This is a genomic window from Nocardia sp. NPDC046473, assembly GCF_040645995.1.
Classification (GTDB): domain Bacteria; phylum Actinomycetota; class Actinomycetes; order Mycobacteriales; family Mycobacteriaceae; genus Nocardia.
Map to the genome: position 1 here is coordinate 284,675 of NZ_JBEYZJ010000004.1, position 18,299 is coordinate 302,973.

At 65.8% G+C, this 18,299-nt stretch carries 16 protein-coding genes; 10 read left to right on the forward strand and 6 right to left on the reverse strand.

The window, feature by feature from the left end; translation table 11 throughout:
* Window positions 1–26 precede the first annotated feature (26 nt).
* Window positions 27–4,358 (forward strand): hypothetical protein, encoded by a 4,332-nt coding sequence (locus ABZ942_RS15800; RefSeq protein WP_357382404.1) that lies wholly within the window; start codon window positions 27–29, stop codon window positions 4,356–4,358.
* Between the two features lie 101 nt (window positions 4,359–4,459).
* Here the strand turns inward: ABZ942_RS15800 and ABZ942_RS15805 are convergent, their stop codons facing one another.
* The gene (locus tag ABZ942_RS15805; RefSeq protein WP_357382406.1) at window positions 4,460–4,888 is read right to left on the reverse strand and encodes a hypothetical protein; all 429 of its coding nucleotides are present in this window, start codon (window positions 4,886–4,888) and stop codon (window positions 4,460–4,462) included.
* Between the two features lie 356 nt (window positions 4,889–5,244).
* Complete coding sequence (locus ABZ942_RS15810) at window positions 5,245–6,009, reverse strand: helix-turn-helix transcriptional regulator (RefSeq protein WP_357382408.1); 765 nt, start codon at window positions 6,007–6,009, stop codon at window positions 5,245–5,247.
* Between the two features lie 92 nt (window positions 6,010–6,101).
* Between ABZ942_RS15810 and ABZ942_RS15815 the strand changes: the two genes are divergently transcribed.
* Window positions 6,102–6,911: a sulfite exporter TauE/SafE family protein gene (locus tag ABZ942_RS15815; protein WP_357382409.1), complete on the forward strand. Its 810-nt coding sequence runs from the start codon at window positions 6,102–6,104 to the stop codon at window positions 6,909–6,911.
* 882 nt (window positions 6,912–7,793) lie between these two features.
* Here the strand turns inward: ABZ942_RS15815 and ABZ942_RS15820 are convergent.
* Window positions 7,794–8,654 (reverse strand): LysR family transcriptional regulator, encoded by an 861-nt coding sequence (locus ABZ942_RS15820; protein ID WP_357382411.1) that lies wholly within the window; start codon window positions 8,652–8,654, stop codon window positions 7,794–7,796.
* Between the two features lie 70 nt (window positions 8,655–8,724).
* On the opposite strand from ABZ942_RS15820, the gene ABZ942_RS15825 reads away from it, so the two are divergent.
* The 3 genes from ABZ942_RS15825 to ABZ942_RS15835 all read left to right on the forward strand — a co-directional run bounded on the left by ABZ942_RS15825 (window position 8,725) and on the right by ABZ942_RS15835 (window position 10,840).
* Entirely contained in the window at window positions 8,725–9,042 is a 318-nt protein-coding gene (locus tag ABZ942_RS15825) for a hypothetical protein (RefSeq protein ID WP_357382413.1), read from the forward strand.
* Window positions 9,039–9,785, forward strand: a complete 747-nt coding sequence (locus ABZ942_RS15830; protein ID WP_357382415.1) for an SDR family oxidoreductase — start codon at window positions 9,039–9,041, stop codon at window positions 9,783–9,785. Before ABZ942_RS15825 ends, ABZ942_RS15830 begins: the two co-directional genes overlap by 4 nt.
* A 116-nt stretch (window positions 9,786–9,901) precedes the next feature.
* Complete coding sequence (locus tag ABZ942_RS15835; RefSeq protein WP_357382417.1) at window positions 9,902–10,840, forward strand: amidohydrolase family protein; 939 nt, start codon at window positions 9,902–9,904, stop codon at window positions 10,838–10,840.
* Window positions 10,841–10,963: 123 nt separating this feature from the next.
* Here the strand turns inward: ABZ942_RS15835 and ABZ942_RS15840 are convergent, their stop codons facing one another.
* Complete coding sequence (locus ABZ942_RS15840; RefSeq protein ID WP_357382418.1) at window positions 10,964–11,689, reverse strand: hypothetical protein; 726 nt, start codon at window positions 11,687–11,689, stop codon at window positions 10,964–10,966.
* A gap of 736 nt (window positions 11,690–12,425) precedes the next feature.
* On the opposite strand from ABZ942_RS15840, the gene ABZ942_RS15845 reads away from it, so the two are divergent.
* Window positions 12,426–12,731, forward strand: coding sequence for a S26 family signal peptidase (locus ABZ942_RS15845; RefSeq protein WP_357382420.1), 306 nt, complete (start codon window positions 12,426–12,428; stop codon window positions 12,729–12,731).
* A gap of 31 nt (window positions 12,732–12,762) precedes the next feature.
* Here ABZ942_RS15845 and ABZ942_RS15850 read toward each other — a convergent pair whose 3' ends face one another.
* A complete protein-coding gene (locus ABZ942_RS15850; RefSeq protein WP_357382422.1) occupies window positions 12,763–13,710 on the reverse strand; it encodes a hypothetical protein in 948 nt (315 codons plus the stop codon).
* Window positions 13,711–13,971: 261 nt separating this feature from the next.
* Here ABZ942_RS15850 and ABZ942_RS15855 point away from each other — a divergent pair, with 261 nt between their 5' ends.
* Both ABZ942_RS15855 and ABZ942_RS15860 read left to right on the forward strand, forming a co-directional pair.
* Window positions 13,972–14,805: an alpha/beta fold hydrolase gene (locus ABZ942_RS15855; protein ID WP_357382424.1), complete on the forward strand. Its 834-nt coding sequence runs from the start codon at window positions 13,972–13,974 to the stop codon at window positions 14,803–14,805.
* Between the two features lie 420 nt (window positions 14,806–15,225).
* Window positions 15,226–15,603 (forward strand): hypothetical protein, encoded by a 378-nt coding sequence (locus ABZ942_RS15860; RefSeq protein ID WP_357382426.1) that lies wholly within the window; start codon window positions 15,226–15,228, stop codon window positions 15,601–15,603.
* A gap of 413 nt (window positions 15,604–16,016) precedes the next feature.
* On the opposite strand, the gene ABZ942_RS15865 is transcribed toward ABZ942_RS15860, so the two are convergent.
* Window positions 16,017–16,469, reverse strand: coding sequence for a MarR family transcriptional regulator (locus ABZ942_RS15865; protein ID WP_357382428.1), 453 nt, complete (start codon window positions 16,467–16,469; stop codon window positions 16,017–16,019).
* Window positions 16,470–16,627: 158 nt separating this feature from the next.
* Here ABZ942_RS15865 and ABZ942_RS15870 point away from each other — a divergent pair, with 158 nt between their 5' ends.
* A complete protein-coding gene (locus tag ABZ942_RS15870) occupies window positions 16,628–17,197 on the forward strand; it encodes an NADPH-dependent FMN reductase (protein ID WP_357382430.1) in 570 nt (189 codons plus the stop codon).
* A 32-nt stretch (window positions 17,198–17,229) separates the two neighbouring features.
* The gene (locus tag ABZ942_RS15875; protein WP_357382432.1) at window positions 17,230–18,108 is read left to right on the forward strand and encodes an NAD(P)-dependent oxidoreductase; all 879 of its coding nucleotides are present in this window, start codon (window positions 17,230–17,232) and stop codon (window positions 18,106–18,108) included.
* Window positions 18,109–18,299: the final 191 nt, after the last annotated feature.

Below are 18,299 nucleotides of genomic sequence, written 5' to 3' on the forward strand. Positions count from 1 at the left end.
CGGGATCGACTGAAAGGTGTTCGACAATGCGGACGAAAACACGTCAGATCAAGACGACCAAGGCACAGGCAAAGCACCGCCTGGAAACCAACCGGAACCGGCGCGGACTGAGCGCCGCCGCGGCCTTCGCGGGGCTGGCCACCGTCATGGTGTCCGGTGCGCATGCCTCAGCCGACGCACCGCCGTCACCTAGCCCGATCGGCGCCGACGCTCCGCCGTCACCCAGCCCGATCGGCGCCGGCGAGATCGGCGACATACTGTCGAACCTCGGCACGACGGCCTACGAGCATCTCGACCCCGGCACGCGCTCGATGATCGATTCGGGGTTGTCGGTGATCGGCACTGCGACCGCCCCGTGGGCCGCTGGTGCGGGCAGTCCGGCGCCGGCCGCGACGCCGAACGCACCGATGCGCGATAGCACGCCGATGGGTGACAGCACGCCGGCGCGTGACAGCGCACCGTCGAGTGTGCCCATGTCGACGTCGGTCGCACCGGCCATCACCGATCTACTCGGGCCGGTATCGCAACCGGTGTCCGATATCGCCGCCACCGTCGCCCAGATCACGGGGTCAGGGCTCGATCTCGGCCAGATCGCGAACTTCGCCGACACCGCGTTCCCGGACGGGCCGCTGCGCCAGCCGATCAACGATCTGCTCGGATTCGTCACGAGCGCAACCGAAATGGCCGGTGCAGGCCTGCGCAAGCCGGGCGGCGACGCCATCGACGATCTGATCACCCAGGCCGCCGAAGCCTTCGGATTCCCGATCAGCGGACCGAATCCGAGTGCGGGGCTGCGGGATCTACTGACCTCGTTCGCCGACGGCAACGGTATGCCTGCCCCGATCGGGGAGTTCGTCCGATCGATCTCGCCCGAGCTCACCGAGATCGGTGTGCCACTGATCGATGCGCTCGGCACGGTGCTGCGTGCGCCGGATCCGGTCCGGGAATTCCTGTCCATGCTGACCGGACCGACCGCCGCCGATCTGTTGTCGACGGTGCGCAAGGATCTGCGGAACGTGGTCGGCTTGGCGCTCAACCACACCGGGTTGTTCATGATCCCGGCTCTCGCGTTGTTGCCACTCGCCATCATCGCGCTGCCGATCATCGCCGTCCTGATCCTGCTCGCGATCCCCGTGCTCGTCGTTGCCGCGCTGATCGCGCTGCCGGTCTTGCTGGTCATCGGCATCGTGCTGACCGTCGTGACGCTGCCGATCATGCTGCCCCTGATCATCCTGGCCGCGCCGATCGTCATCATCGCGACCGTGCTCGGTCTGGCCGGTGGGGTGCTCGTGCTGGCTGCGGCGATCTTCGCCTGGTTCATCGGCGCGGCGTTCATCGCCGCGGTCTATGCGGCCGTCGAGCTGGTGCAGCACGTGGTGCCGCTGGTCGGTCTCGCGATCACCGCAGCGCTGATCTTGATGGTGCCCTTCCTCGGCCCGCTGCTGGCTCCGCTGTCCTTCGCCCTGTTCACGGCGTTGCCGATGTTCTTCGGTGTGGTGATGCTGTTCGCCGGACCGCTGATCGGCGGGCTGCTCGCGGTGTCCGGCGCCGGCATCGTCATCGTCGGCGGGGCCCTGGTGATCTTCGCTGTGCTCGCGGCGCTGTTCGTGGTCACGCTGCTCTTCCCGCCGCTGGCGCTGATCACCATTCCACTCGGCCTGATCGTCGCGGTCGCCGGCGGTCTCGCGGTCGCGGCGGTGGCGCTCGCGGTCGTCGTCGCCACCTTCATCGGGACGGCCGGCGTCGTCGCGTTGACCATGGCCTGCTCCGGCCTGACGGCGACCGGCATCGCGATCGCCAGTGTGGCGATTCCGTTCCTCGCCTTCGGCGTGCTCGGGATCGACACCATCGGGCTCATTCTGCTCAACCCGCCGCTGTTCGTATTGCTGTCGCCGTTGATCTTCGGCGCGTTCTTGGCGACCATGCTCTTCAACGTCATCGGCTCCGCGATCGCCGGCCTGCTGTTCCTCGCCGGGATCGGCGGCGCGCTCGCCATCACCGGCTTCGGACTGATCATCGCGGCGGCGCTCGGCGCAGGCGTGCTGGCCTTCGCCCCGATGCTGGTGTTCCCGCCCCTCGGGCTGCTCACCATCCCGCTCGCGGCGTTGATCTTCGGGGTCATCTCCCTGGCCATCGTCATTGCCTTCGGCGCGGTCCTGGGCGTATGGGCCATCACCGCGCTCGCCATCGTCATCGTCGCCGCGGCATCGCTTCTGGTCCTCGCCGTCGGTACCGGCATCCTCGCCGTGGCCACCGTCCTCGTCGCGGCGGTACTCAGCCTGCCGTTCCTGATCTTCGGTCCGCTGGCGCCGGTGGTCGCCGGACTGGTGATGACACCGATATTCGGTGCGATCCTCGGCTTCGCGGCCCTGGTGATCGGTGTGGCGAGTATCGCGGTGGTCGGGGTCGGCCTAGTGGCCCTCGCCATCCTGCTGATCGGCATCCCCACGCTCGGCGAACTCGTCGCCGTGATCGCGGGCGGCATTCTGGCGGTCGGCATCGGCATCCTGCTGGCGATCGCCGGAGCAATGCTGCTCGCGCCGGCCCTGATGGCGATAGTGCCGGTGTTGGTGCTGGTCGGTGGACCGATCCTGTTGGGACTGGGTGCGCTCGCCATCGGTGCACTGGTCGTCGGCGTGCCAATTGCCCTGGGCCTGCTGGCACTTGGCGCACTCGCCGTCGGCGCAGTGATCATCGGCGGACCAATTGTGTTGGGCCTACTCGCACTCGGCGCACTCGCGATCGGAGCGGTCGTCATCGGCGGACCCATCGCCCTCGGCCTGCTCGCACTCGGGGCACTCGCCGTCGCCGCAGTTGTCATCGGCGGACCGATCCTGTTGGGACTGGGCGCGCTCGCACTCGGGGCACTTGCGATCGGCGCCGTCGTCATCGGCGGACCAATTGTGTTGGGCCTGCTCGCACTCGGCGCACTCGCCGTCGCCGCAGTCGTTATCGGCGGACCGATCCTGTTGGGACTGGGCGCGCTCGCACTCGGGGCGCTCGCGATCGGCGCAGTTGTCATCGGTGGACCCATCGCCTTGGGCCTACTCGGGCTCCTGGCACTCGTCATCGGCGCCGTCGTCATCGGCGGACCAATTGTGTTGGGCCTGCTGGCACTCGGCGCACTGGCCGTCGGCGCAGTCGTTATCGGCGGACCCATCGCCCTGGGCCTGCTCGCGCTGGCTGTCGGGGCGGTCGTGATCGGTGGACCGGCGCTGCTGGCCGCGCTCGCCGCGGCCGTCGTCATCGGCGGACCGATCATCCTGGGCCTGTTGGCGCTCGGGGCACTCGCGACCGCGGCCGTCATCATCGGCGGACCGCCGCTGTTGGCCGCATTGGCTGCGGCGGCCGTCATTGTCGGCGGAGCGATCGTGCTGGGGGCGCTTATCTTCGGCGCGCTGGCGGCTGCCGCGGTGGCCGTCGGCGGGTCGCTGACCCTCGGCGCCATCGCCGCCGCGATCGTGGCCGCGCTCGCGGTGGCGGCCGTGGTGATCGGCACGCCGATTGTGTTGGGCGCGTTGCTGATCGGCGGTCTCGTGGTCGGCGCGGCGGTGGTCGGTGCTGCGGTGCTGTTCGGTGCTGTCGCCCTCGCGGTCGGTGTGCCCGTCGTACTGGGTCTGCTGGCGATGGTCGCGATCGCCGTTGCCGCACTGGCCACGTTGGCCGCAGGTGCGGCGGCGGCGGTGGTCGGCACCATGATCGCGGCCGGTGCGGCCTTCCTGACGGCGATTGCCGTCGGCGGTCCGCTGCTGGTGGGCGGCATTCCGATTCTGGTTGCCGCGCTGGCTCTTGCGGTGGCGATGATCGGTATTCCGGTGTTCGGCGCGTTCGTCTTGGGTGCGGCGGCGGCCGGGATAACGGCCCTCGCGGTCGGCGGTCTCGCGCTGGCCGGGCTGGTCGCGGTGGTGGTGCCGATCGTGGCCCTCGCGCTGGCGGCGCTGGCGCTGCCCACGGTGGTCGTGGTGCCGCTGCTGTTCATCATCCCGATCGTGCTGATCGTGGTGGTGCCGATCATCAACATCAACATCAACAACAACACGGTGCAGACGAACTCCAATCCGGTAGTGGAGTACCTCATTTCGGCCTTGCGAGCCGGGCAGGACCAGTTCGGCCCCGATCGCGACTGCACCGGCGGAGCCATGCGGACGGGCACCCAACTGCTCGACGGCATTCCCCAGACGACACCCACCGCAGCGCTGATCGCCTCGCTGCAACAGGTGCTCGCTCCGCTGCCGCGCACCGAGCAGCCCACCGCGCCGACGCCACGCGAAGCGGCACTGCCGCTGGTCGGACACAACGCGGCGGACGGTTCGGTGCACGCCGCGGCACCACGGGAGTTGGTCAGCGTCACTCTGTAAGGCACTGACCTGCTGCAGGATCGGTTCGGCGGCCATCACCCCTCATCAGTGGTGTCGAACCGATCCTTCGTGCCGCCTAGGAACTGCCGGGCGCTGCGTGATCACCGGCCGCCGAGGTTCACCGTGGTGCCGACCTGGTCGTCCGAGGGCACGTCGATTCGTACGGGCGAACCCCAGTCGCGGTAGCGGACCGTGCTGCCGAGCGGACCGATCTTCGGTAGCGGGGTGACGACGGCGATCTCGACAAGCAGGTCGTGCTCATCGACCCAAAAGTCCACTTCCATGATTGAAATACCCTGGTCTGCACGGTATTTCATCTGCGACCGCTGCTCGCTATCGGCGGCGGTCGCAGTGTCGATCTGGAGGTTGGATCGAGTTGTCGACAAGCCGTCGATGGTGCCCGGCAGCACACGCACGATCGTGGTTCCCGCGGCCGGAATCATTTTGTCGGCAATGGTCAGATCACGGATCCACTCGGCGTCGAAATCGAACGGGAACAGGCCAGCGTCTTCGCCCGACCGAATCTTCAACCAGGCTGCTCAGCGGAAACGACGACGAGGAGCTATTCGAGTTGCACGAATTCTGACCTCGCTCGGCGCAGCGTGCTAGGCGCTGTCGTTTGCCGGCGCGAGGCCACCACGTGGCCGGTCGCGGGACCACCGGGGGTTCCGGTAGAACTCGCCGAGAAAACAACACATATGCGAACGCCGTTGGACAGCAACCACTTTCACGCTCATCGCCGCTACGCGTTCACCTATGCTGGCAGCGAGACATGACAACGACCGTTAGAGATTGTTCAGCTTCGGGAAACTCGCCAGGCGCCGAGTTCGTGGTCACGGACTAAAGGTTCCGCTGGACATCGAACGATCCTCCAGGATAGGGCGGTTCAGGCAGGGTGGAATGCGCTTGGCGGTGCGCTCGTCTCCGCGTGGAACATGACCGAGAATGCGGCGGGAGTGGCATACCCCAGCTCTGTCGCGACCGCGGTGACCGGGCGACCCGAGGCCAGTGCGCGCATGGCGTGCGCGACGCACGCTCGTTGGCGCCACTGCTGGAAGGTGAGTCCTGTCTCGGCTCGGAAGATCCGGCTGAATGTGCGTGTGCTGACTCGCATTTGCTCGGCCCAGTCATCGGGAGTCGATCGAATGGTCGGGGCCGGCTGGAACGCCTCGCACAGCTGGCGAAGGTCCGCTCGGGTCGGCAAGGGCAGTTCGAACGGCAAGGCAGTCAACGTTCGAAGCTCGTAGAGCATGAGGTCGATCAGCGTGCCGTCGCGGCCGTGCTTGTTGTACTCCAACGGTAAATCCACCGCAGCGAAAATCAGTTCGCGTAGCAGCGGCGACACCTGCACTACCTGGCAGCGCGTCGGAAACCACGGCACAGCAGCGGATTCCAGGTACAGGCTTCGGGTACTTACGCCCTCCATCAGTACCTCGTGATCGACGTCGGGCGGAATCAACACCGCCCGTCGCGTCGGCACCGTCCATGTCCCGTGCTCCGTATCGACCTGCATGATGCCGCTGGCGGCGTACAGAACCTGCGCGCGGCGGTGACGATGCTGGGCCAGCAGGTGCCCGACCGGGTAGTCGGTGCCGATCGCCAGGACGGCTCGGTCGGTCGAATCGAGCTCATCCACCGGGACATTGCGCACGAAGGGCACCGTATCAGCCCGTGTCCTATTATCGAAAGAAGGTGGCTTCTCATCGAATGTGCGCCACCGGGTAGGGTCAATACGGTTCACATGTGTCGATATCTTTGCTGGTTCTCGTGGTTCTCGGTGGCCTGACGGGCGTGACTACGGTCGTGTTCGGTTTCGGCGGCGGGTTCGTGACCGTGCCCGTCGTCTACGCCGTATCGGTCGCCACGGCGGGAACCGAGGCCATGCACGTGGCGGTCGCAACCTCTGCGGCGGTCATGGTCGTCAACTCATCCATCGCGACCATCGCACAGGTCCGCACCGGCGGGCTGCGCAAGGAATATCTGCACCCCTTGGCGGCATTCATCGCGGCCGGGGCCGTCGTCGGCGCAGCTGCGGCCAATGCGGTGTCCGATCGGACTCTGCACCTACTATTCGGCGCCTACCTGGTTGTCGCGATCGCCGATATCGTCCTGCGCCGCGGGTTCATCACCAACACCGGCCGCCGCGAGGACCGAACCGAGTCGCCAGGCAGGATCACCTCGATGTTCGGCGGAATCGGAATCGGCACGATCGCCGCGTTTCTCGGCGTCGGCGGCAGCGTCCTCACGGTGCCGTTGCTGCGACGCAAAGGCCTGCCGATGAGCGAGGCCGCCGCAACGGCGAACCCACTCGCCCTCCCGGTGGCGGTCGTCGCGACGCTCGTGTACTCCCTTGCCGCTCCGGCTGATTCAGGCCCCGGCATGCTGGGCCACGTCAACCTGAACGCCGCCGCAGCGCTACTGTGTGGCGCTCTACCGACTATCGCCGTGATCAAGAGAGCGCTCGTCAAAGTACCCGATCGGCTCCACGCGATCGCCTACCCAGTTTTCTTGACGGTTGTACTGATCACCATGACCGCGACCGCATTCGCCTGAACCAAGCCACCCTTGACACCCGTGCGGGCCTGGCGCAGGAAACGTCCCTCCTGGCAGGTGAAGTTTCCGCGTAGATGTTGCCGATCCCCGATACGACCACGGGCCGGACTCGTCCACGGGAGCGCGCTCATCGGCGGATCCGAGTGGTCGGCCGACGGCTTGATCGCGGTCGGTCGACCACTCGCACATCGGCAATATCGGATGGTCTGTGTCGCAGTTGATCTCGTCGCCGGAACGCCCTCGCAGCGGCAATTCCGCTCACTCGACCTAACCGAAGTCAGTACGGGCAGCTGCGATGCGGCACGTCCTACGCTGAGCTGCGCGTTTGGCTGGCTACTTACCGAGATCCGTTGCTGGACAATCGATCAGGGGGAACTTATGCAACTGGCCTCTCGGGCGATGCCAGCACCAGTTCCTCTTGATCATCAGACCAACAGCGATACCGCGGCCCGGCGAGCCGACTGCCCGTGCATCGGCTAGATCCGCACGATCTCCGAACGTATGCTCATCGGCAGTAGAGTGCGTTCGGACGGCGCCGGTATGGGTCTGGCCAGTTAGTTCAGAGAAATCCGTTGCACACGAGCAGGCCCGCCGTTCTGCTTCCGGAGCAGACACACGCTCATCGGTAGATCCGGACGTTCCCCGAGGGCCGGCCGACCGCTTGCTTCAGGGTCGGCCGACGCTCGCACATCGGCAGATCAGTGCGTTCGACCCGGCTCGGTCAGCGCGATCAGCGCCATGACAGGGCATCTCGGCGCACTGCGTCACCGAACGGTTGGGCCACTGCACGAGATGATCCCGGCCACTTGTTCTTCTGCTGTCGCCGCTGGCGGCGCAGAAGTGCGCGGGTATGGAATTGCGGTGTGGGTCTTTCCGGTTCGGTCAAGGGTTGGGCGGGTGGTGGGCCCGGCGTGTCCTGAGTGCGGCGGTAACGAATGCTGCGATCAGTGGTCGACTGTCGTGCGCATTCCAGGCCAGGACCAGACGGCTGGGTGGGGCGTCGGTGACCGGGATACAGACCAGGCCGGATGGGACCGGATCGACCAATGAGCGGGGCAGAACCCCGATCATCCGGCTCACCGCGATCATGTGGAGTAGCTGAACCACGTCGGCGACCTCGGGGCCGGTGCCGTCGCCTCCGGGGACGCCTTTCCAACGCGGCAGGGTTTCGTCCGCCAGATCGGACATTCGCACGGAGGTGTATCCGGCCAGCCGATGCCCTGCCGGAACGATGACCACACGATCCTCGGTGTGCAGCGTCTCGTGTGTCAAGCCGGCGAGGTCGTCGAACGGCGCGTAGAGCAGGCCGACGTCGGCTCGGCCGTCGTGCAGGAAGTCGGTGCGATCGGCGGGGCCGCTGAACATGACGTCCACCCGACGGGCGTCGGGTTGGTGGGAGTATTCGGCCAGGATCGGCGAGAGCAGTCCGGCGTCGCCGCCGGGCTTGAGCACAAGTCGCAGGTGTGCCTGCATATCGCCGGCACGCTGGGCGTTCCGTACTGCGGCGCTGACAGCGTTGAGCGCGTGCCGTCCATGCTCTTGCAACGCCTGCCCTGCCGCAGTGAGCTCGACGTGTCGGCTGGAGCGAACGAAAAGCGTTATGCCGAGCCGAGTCTCGATTCGCCGGATCGCTTTCGACAGTGCGGGCTGGGCGATCGAGAGCCGGACGGCTGCCCGACCGAAGTGCAGTTCGTTGGCAACGGTGAGGAAGTACTCCAGCTCGCGAGTCTCCAGTTCAACCATGCCTACAGGTTATCGCTGAAGATCGAACAGGTCTTGGACACCGACGGTCGATGACAACAACAATTGCAGCATGATCAACCACACGATGATCGTTTCCTTCGATCACCCACTACCCGACAGCACTCTCGATCAGTACCTCACGGATATCGAACAAGTCATGCTGGGCACCGGTTTGGTGCAGTCGTTCGTGAGTCGTCGCCACCTCGCCGTGCCCGGCGAAGCCGCGATTCCGGCGCTGATCGCGACCGCGATCGTGCAGATCGGGGTCGCCGACATCGACACACTCGCGAAGGCCTTCACCCTGCCCGGCCTGCACGAGGTTATCGATCGCTGGCAGTCACGGCACCCATACAAGGTCGCCTGGGCGAACCACCAGGTGCTGGCATGAGCAGCGTTTCGCGCACAGTGGGACTGGTTACCGGAGCAGGCAGCGGGATCGGCCGCGCAGCGGCGTTGGCGTTCGCGGACAGCGGCGCCGCGGTCGCCGTGCTCGATATCGACGAGCGCGCGGCAGCCGAGACCACCGAGCTGATCGTGCGGAACGGCGGGGAAGCGCTGACCGGTGTCGTCGACATCGCCGACGAGGATTCGGTGCAGGCGGCGGTCGAGCACACGGTCGCGGCATACGGCGGCCTCGATTTCGCCGTGAACAACGCCGGGATGGCCTCGCACCACCGGCAGCTCGATCGGATGGCCCTTGACGAGTTCGAGCGCGTGGTCCACGTCAATCTGGCCGGAACGTTCCTATGTATGAAATACGAACTGCCGCAATTGAGAAGCGGGGGCGCGATCGTCAACATCGCTTCCAACGGCGGCCTGTACTCGATCCCGAATGCCCCGGCGTACGTGGCCGCCAAGCATGGCATCGTCGGGCTCACCAAGGCCGCCGCAGTCGACTATGCGCGCAACAACATTCGCGTCAACGCGGTATGTCCCGGCCCGACCCGTACGCCCGGCTTCGAGGCGGTCGCGGCGGGCACCGACATGCTCGAGCGACAGGCCGCGATTACGCCGCTCGGCCGGTTGGCGACGCCGGATGAGGCTGCGGCAGCAGCGGTTTGGCTCTGCTCCGATGCCGCGTCCTACATCACCGGGATCGCATTGTCGGTCGATGGTGGGCGGCGGGCATGAGCGGCGCGGCCCGAGGGCGTGTCATAGCGGTCGAGGAGCATATCGCCACCGAGGCATTCCTTACTGTCGCGCACGGCCTGGCAGTCGTACCCGGCGACACGACGGAGATGGGTCTGATGCGCACGATAGAGCGCTCACCCGAAATCCGCGCTCGGCTCGTTGATCTCGACACGCGGCTGCGGGAGATGGATACTCTCGGTCCGAACATGGCGGTGCTGAGTCTGAATCCGCCTGGGGTCCAACCTTATCCGGCGGCCGATGCGGTGCCGCTGGCCAGAGAGTTCAACGACGCGCTGGCCGCGATCGTGCGACGGCGCCCGGATCGCTTCGGCGGGCTGGCCACGGTGGCGCCGCAGGACCCGGTCGCCGCCGCCGACGAGGTCGAGCGAGCCATGGGACCGCTCGCGTTGCACGGCATCATGATCAACTCACACACCGGTGGGCAGTATCTGGACGAGCCGCGGTTCGCGCCGTTACTGGAAGCGGCACAAGCGAACCGGGCGCCGATCTACCTGCATCCCCGGGCGCCGAGCATGCTGGCCGCGTACCGCGATTACGGTCTGCCCGGCGCGATCTGGGGTTACCAGGCCGAGGCGGGCCTGCACGCCATGCGGCTCATCCTCAGCGGCACCCTGGATCGCTACCCTGGGTTGACCGTGGTGCTCGGCCACCTCGGTGAAGGCATCCCGTACTGGCTGCACCGGATCGACAACCGGCACGCTTTCGCCACATCGACCGCCGGAGCGGCCACACCGATACCGCCCCTGTCGCTCACACCGAGCGAGTACTTCCGCCGCAACTTCGTGATCACCACCAGCGGCATCGACGATCCGGACGTACTCGAGCTGGCCGTGCGCGCAGTCGGCGCGGACAACATCATGTTCGCGATCGACACACCCTACGAAGACTCGGCCACGGCCCTGGCCTTCCTGCGAGATGCACCGCTGAGCAGCGCGCACCGCGCTGCGATCGGTCACCGCACCGCCGAGCGCGTATTCGGTATCGCTCCGGCCACGCCCGTCAACCCGCGCGCGTTCACCGTCCCACGGCCCTGAACATCCGGAGATCGGCACGAGCGCGCGTTGATAGGCGCTGTCAGACAACCAATTTGGACGAATGACCAACGCGCGCCGTGCGGCATGTGCGCCCCTCCGATCAGATCAACGAGTGGACAAGGGTCATTCCGACGCCTTCACAAGTGGACTGCCTTCCCTTCTGTAGACACCCAGCGCTTCCTTCTTGTCATTCTCACTGAATGCCCTCATCTTGTTCTTCAAGAAATTCGCCAAGCCCTGCTCGGTCGCACAACAGTCCTTTATGTCTCCCTTTTTCGAGAGGATGACATCGGCGACCGTCTCCGCGTACTTCGCCAGGCCTCCACACATTTTTCGTCGCGTTGTCGGGTTGTACTTGTTGTCCGTATAAAGTTTCTGCCGTGCGATGTCTTCCGCGCTTCCGCCGCCTTTTAGAACATACGGGCTCATCGAGCGTTCGATATCGACCTGCCGGGTGTACCACGCCTGCGTGCGCTCCTTCGAGCCGAGACCGTCACGCTCGTAGGGTTTCAGGTCGGCCTGGTTGGCACCGACGAGGTCGACCTCGATGACGTTGCCTTTTTCGTCTTTGAAGGGCTTACCGTTATCATCGACGACGACGGGTTCGGTGTTTTTGGGGTTATTTTCGAGAGGGACGACGATGACGTCGAGGTCACCCTTGTCCTTGCAGCGAAAATTTATTACCCCTGCCGCGATTTGTTCTTCCGAAGCGTCGTCATAGTCTACGTCGGCGTGAGCTGCTGGGGCGCCAAGAAATACTGTGGCGGTCAGGGTGAGTGCGGCAAGCAGGCCACCTCTTATCGCGAGCACGTTCGGCTTCTCCTTGTCTATGTCAGCATCCAGGCCCATGTCGTGTCCAGCCAATCAGACAGCCCGGACGCCACCCGGCACTCAGCGTTCGGCCGGACAGCCAATGGGCTCCCGATTGATGTTCGTTACCGGAGGCGGCGCGGATGGAAAGAAAGTAATGAAGAGAGAACCGACGCCACGCTCAGACCTACCGGGGCCGTAGATCCCTACAGCGTGTTCGGTCACCGCGCTATTCGATGCGCGGAACCCGGCACGAGTGCGGGTCGAGAAGTGTTGTCAACCAACCAGTTTGGACGGCCGACCAACAGGCGCCAGGCGGCATTGCAGGACGTCGGCCAGCTACACCTCAGTCAGGATGCAGGATCGATAAACCACTGACAACCGATGGCGTCGCCGTAGGACCCTCGACTGAGACGACGATCGGAGACGGCCGCTAGCCGTCGGACAGACATCCTCAATTGGTGCCGATACCGCGCATTCCGGTCAGCGTTGCTGATGCAATTCATCCTGCTTGGTTGAAGGTCTGGGTGAGTCGACCTTGGTAGGTCGAGAGGTTGTAGAGGGTGCCGTTGGGTCGCTGGCGTTTTCGGACGGGTTAGGCGTACGCCGTTGCCGCCGCGGTTGCGGCACAGGCTGATTCACGATGACGCATCGACGCACTGAGCCTTGTCGGGGTGCGGCCGATAATGAGTTGCGTTGCCCGAGAACCGATCGCGACACTGGGTTGGTGGGCGCATTGGACGGGATCGCGACTCGGGTCGCTCGGGGAGAGACAGTGCGGTTTCGGCCGACCGGTTCCTCGATGGTTCCGCTGATTCGCAGTCGGCAGTTGGTGACCGTGGCTCCCGTTCATCCGGCACGTGTCGAAGTCGGCGATATCGTGCTGGCCAGGGTTGCCGGATCCGTCTATCTGCACCTGGTGACGGCTATCGCGGGGAAGCGGGTGCAGATCGGGAACAACCGTGGGCGGGTCAACGGGTGGACGAGCCACGATCGCGTCTTCGGACTCTGTGTGGCGGTCGAAGGAGTTGCTCGCGGCAACGTGGACAGCAAGATTCGGCGCAACGATCAATCGACCTGATCCGGGGCGGTTGCGGTCGCGACGACCTGACTTATGTCTCTTCGGTTCGGTCGGCGGACATTCGCCGCTCCAGATACCAGAGGCGGCCGCGGGTCCACGGCAAGGAACGCCGGAAACGATCCTGGTCAGGATGGGCTGCCAGGTAGTCGTACAGTTCCCATCCGTAGCCGAGGCATAGCGCGACGCGATCGGCGACGACCGCACGGTATAGACCGAGGAACTCCTTCCCGTAGGAATCCAGAACACACACCAGCGCCGCCGTCACGGCACCCGGCACGCCGAATACCGGTAGCACCATCCCGGCGATGGCCAGGTACCCGAGGAGCTCTACGCCGGTACGGACCGGCCCGGACATGCTGCCCTTGGAATCGGTCAAACCCCGAGCCGCCCCGTAGGCGGCCAAAGTCGCGATCACCACCAACGAGACCGCCGCCCCGGCGATCCCCAGCACGAAGATGGCGGGCCTGCGATACAGGGACGTAAGCCGCTGGGCGTACGACGGGCCGATCAGCTGCAAGCCCAGTCCATGTGCGTTAAGGGCGGACAGGGTGCGCGGTGCCGGTTCGGTCAGCGCCGCCACATTCACAACCAGCATCGCCCGCGGGCGGACAGTCAGGCCCGTTTGCAATGGCTTGTCCTGCACCATCAACGGATACTTCGCGCTGGGCACCCCGGCCGCGCGGGCGACCGACTCCCACGCCGGAGTCAGCAGCGCGGCTTCGTCGGCGGTCGGTGCGCGCATCCGCGTGACGAACCGGAACCGGACCGGCCGGTAGCGGGCGATGACGCACCAGATCAGCCAGGCCACCGGCAGGATCCACTGCGGCCACCCCCACACTCGGTCGAGCCACGCCAGCAGCAGTGCCGTTATCACTACCAGCGGCAAGCTGACCAGCAGTTGCGCCACGACGATCACGCTGCGCGGTCGCCGCAGCCACGACAGGTCCACCGACCCGGTGGCCTCCCCATCCGTTTTCACCAGCTGATCATCCGACGAAAACCACCGCCCCGCAGGATAATTCGCCTCGCACCGCCGGAGATTTCTCGCCAGCCGCGTGGCCGACCGCGATCGAGGCGGCGGCGAGCCATGAAGCCGGGCTGCCCGCCTCGTTCATCGGCCACTGGCATATCCGTGCGGGTGTAGTCAGACTCGACGGTTGTGTGGATACGCCCGCGCCAGGCAAACGTCGTTGTCACCCGCGAATCCCTTGACCATCAACAACACCGCACCCACACTCTGGTGCGCCCTGGCACCGTCTCCCCCGGTGCCCCATTAGTGCTCGTGCTGCACGGATTCCGCGACACCGGGGAATCAGTGCGCAGCCGATACGCCGGGAGATCGTTCGATAATTTCGCCCACGACGGCGGCGCCGTCGTCGCTTATCCCGACGGCATTGCGCACGAGTGGAATTCGGCACGCAAGGCGGTGATGCTGTCGCGGCGCATCAAGCGCGTCGATGACGTCGGATACCTCCGAAAGTTGGCCGAACACCTCGTCACCACCTGGTCACTGGATCCGCGTCGCGTCTTCGTCATCGGATTCTCCCTCGGCGGGCAGATGGCGATCCGGTTGCTGTGCGACGCACCTGACCTGCTCGCGGGTGCCGCCCTGATTTCCAGCACCCTCCCTGCGACGAGTAACCGGGTCTGCAGCGAGCGACCACCGGTGCCAGTGCCGGTACTCACCTTCCACGGCACCGCCGATCCCCTCGCCCTATGGCGTGGCGGCACAGTCGGATTCAGGACCTCCCCGATGCGGCAGCGCGCCCTCTTCGGGAAAGGGCCACATCTGTCATACCCCGATACGCTCCGGTGGTTCGCCGCCCGCAACGGCATCACAACACCACCGACTTTCCAGTGGATCCCCACCGGTAGCGGATGGGCCGGCCGCACCGAATACCGCCAAACCGGATGCAAGCCCGTGACCGGCTACACCGTCGTTGGCGGAAAGCACGAGATCCCCGGACCCATCAGCCGGCGTCTGCTACCCGATACGACAGTAGGCGGCGGACTGGTCGCCGCCGAGGTGATCGCGCAGTTCTTCGGAATCGACGGAACCGACCACCATTGCTGAACTGTCCGTTGCCAATTGATCCGGCGCACCTGCCAGATACCTGCCCCGCCACCGGTCACTGACGGCGGGCATGACAGCGCCACGAGTCGCAAGACCCACCAGTCGTTTCGCCGGTCGCGAGCATTCATCAGGCGGTGGCCCGAAGCTGCGGGAACTGACTTTCCCACAGGACTCGGACTGGCCGTGTGGGCCGCATCTGCGACCAGCTATCGCTCGGCCCGGTCGTGGCGCACGTTGGTTCGAACCGGTGGAGCTTCTTGACACGTGGCTCCCCATGGACCTCGAGTCCTTACCAGAGGCCGCGGGCGCCATGGCCGAACCTCTCTCTGACGGCAAATCCTCGGTGTCGGTCGTTCCTGGCGGCTGTCATCGCACGATACTGCCAGCGCAGTTCGCTGAATGCTGTGCCAAGCTCGCACCATGTCTGAGCGCGCCGCCACTTCACCCAACCTCACCGACCGGGGTCGGATACCGTCGATCCTGCGCTTCGCCACCGAGTTGATTGCCTGGATCACCGTGCCCTGGGCCCTGGCCGGGGATTCCATTGTCCTGGCGGTTATTGCGCTGATATTGCTCATCGGACTACCGACCGTGTTCAGCACTGTCGGTGACAAGAAGCAGGTGATGGTGGCCGCGCCTGGCTGGGTCACCATCGCTCTCGTTGTCCTGCAATTCGTTGCCGCGGTGTGGGGCGCCTGGCAGGTTTGGCCTGTTTGGTCCGCCGTGCTTGTTACTGTCCTCGCCGCCACGGCCGCCATCGCGGAGATCCCGCGATGGCGTTGGCTCGTGGGCGTTTAACCAGCCAGCCAGCCGGCCTTGCGTTGCAGGGGTGAGGTCGATGATGGTCATGGCAAGGGCGGCGGCCAGCAATCCCGCCAGGGTCCAGGCCAGGGCGGAGAAGCGCTCACCTTCCATGATCGATTCGAACGCACCGCCCCCGGGTGGCGTATTCGGCATCGCGCGGCCTATCCCCGCAAGGCCGCCATAACCCCTTCTCCAGGTCAGTAACCCCCTCGAATGCACCAAACCAAGCAATGTCCGCTATGCCGCGTGGCGCGCGTTCTGCGCGGCGAGATCGACTGCTGCACAGAACATCCGACGGCGCCGAAGCGGGTGTGTATATGCGATCGCACGCATCCCGTGCACACCGATGCCGGAGCTGGCGCCGGTGACGATCGTGGTGCGGCTGCGCCGCTAGGCATCGAGGACGTTCACACCGGGATAGCGTGCTGGGTGACGTAATGCTGGATCAGTGTTTCGATCGATCGGCGGAACGAGCCCTGCTGCCGCTCGCTCAAAGTGCTTGCCAGATCCCCGATCTCGGCTCGGACCGCGTCGCGCACCAGATGCACGACGGCTCGGCCGGCGGCGGTGACGGTGACATGGACGGCGCGCCGGTTTCCGGGGACGGCGATCCGTCGCACCAGGCCGCGCCGCTCGGCTCGATCGACCAAGCCGCTGACGCTGGATTTCTCCAGTTCCAGGATGCCGGCCAGCTGCTGCATGCCGATCTCGCGATCGTCGAGTACTGCGAGCATTCGCAACTGGGTGACCGATAACCCTTGCTGTCCGGCGAGGCGGCCCAGGACCGCCTGCAGGATGAACGACAGCTGGATCAGCCCGTCGACCAGGTCCGGCGCTGGATCGGGTGCGTCAGTGGTCACAGTAGGTCAGGTTAGCTTGATTCGGTTCGCGATACCAACTATTTTGGTTCGTGACACGAACAGTATTTGGGACGAACAATGAAGCAGGCGCGAGCGGGGCCGGCCGCACACGGCGCCGCCGGGCTCGACCCGACTGAAATAGGGAAAGAAGCAGTCCTATGACGGATCAGAAACGCATCGCCGTCGTCATCGGCAGCACCCGCCCCGCCCGTATCTGCGCAGGCATAGCCGCCTGGGCACGCGACGCCCTTCAGGAGGAGAGCGATCTCCCCTATGACCTGCTCGATCTCGCCGAGGTCGGGCTGCCGTTCCTGGACGAACCCCGCCAGGCCGCGCTACAGCAGTACGAGCACGAACACACCCGGGCCTGGAGCCGACTCGTGCAGAGCTACCACGGCTTCTTTTTCGTCTTCCCGCAATACAACTGGGGCTACCCGGGGGTGCTGAAGAACGCGCTGGACTACCTCTACTGGGAATGGCGCGACCGGCCCGCGAGCCTGCTGACCTACGGCACCCACGGCGGCAACAGGGGCGCCGAACAGCTCATCGGTGTCCTGCACGGACTGCACATGCGACTGCTCGATACACACGTCGAAGCCGTCATCACCGAGCAGGACGTGGACGAAAACTGGCAGCTGCGCGACCTCGACGCCACGCTCCACCCGAACCGGGAACTGCTGCGCAAGATCGGGGCCGAAATGGCCCGCGCACTCGACGGCAACTCATGACCGCAGTCCCTGCGGAGAACGGAGAAACAATCATGACAACTCGCCAGGTGGGCTTCATCGGGCTCGGGAAGATGGGTGCTGCCCTCGCAGGCCGACTGCTCGACGCCGGTTACGACGTCACCGTGTGGAGCCGGACTGCCGCCAAGGCGGACGACCTGCTGGCGCGCGGCGCGACGCGCGCCGACCACCCCGAGGACGCGATCGCCACCGGGACGGTCTTCTCGATGCTGAGCAACGAAGAGGCGGTGCGGCAGGTCTTCACCGCGGACCGGATACGTTCCGCGCCAGAGGATTTCGTGCACGTCAACCACGCGACCATCAGTCCGGCCGCGGCACGCGAGTTCGCCGCGCACGGCGGGGGCTACCTCAGCGCCCCGGTCATCGGCCGACCCGAGGCGGTGGTGGCCGGGAAGCTCGCCGTGCTGATCTCGGGCGACGCAGCAGTCCGAGCCGCGGCAGCCCCGATGCTCGCCACGCTCGGCCGACGGGTGTGGGACTTCGGCGCCGCTGTGGACGCCGCACCGACGGTGAAGATCGCGGTCAACTACCTGATCCTGCACGCGTTGCAGGCACTATCCGAATCGATCACCCTGCTGCAGCACGCCGACCTGAACGCGGGGCGGTTCGTCGAAATGATCAACGATTCGGCCTTTCCAGGCCCGGTGTACAGCGGCTACGGCGCCGCCATCGCGACGAGCACCTACACGCCGCCAGGGTTCACCACCACGCTGGGATTGAAAGACCTGAACCTCGCACTGGGCGCCGCCGATGAACTCGGCGTCGCACTACCGACCGGACCGATCCTGCATGACGTGTTCGCCACCGCGGTCGAGCGGATCGGCGCGGATCTCGACTGGGCGAGCGTCGCCGAAGTCACCCGGCAACGGTCCCCCGGTAACGGTATTGCCTGATCGCCAAATCGGCCGCCGGTGGCCCGGTGGCAGAACGAGAACGTCAGGGCCACAACGGTTTCTGTGCCGCTGCGTCCTGCGGTACGGCACGACTGGCCGGTGCGTCGGTCGTCGTTAGGCCGCGCGTGATTTCAGGACGCGGGTCGCGTTGGTCAGGGACCAGTCGGCGATCGCTCCCCCAGCGAGCACCG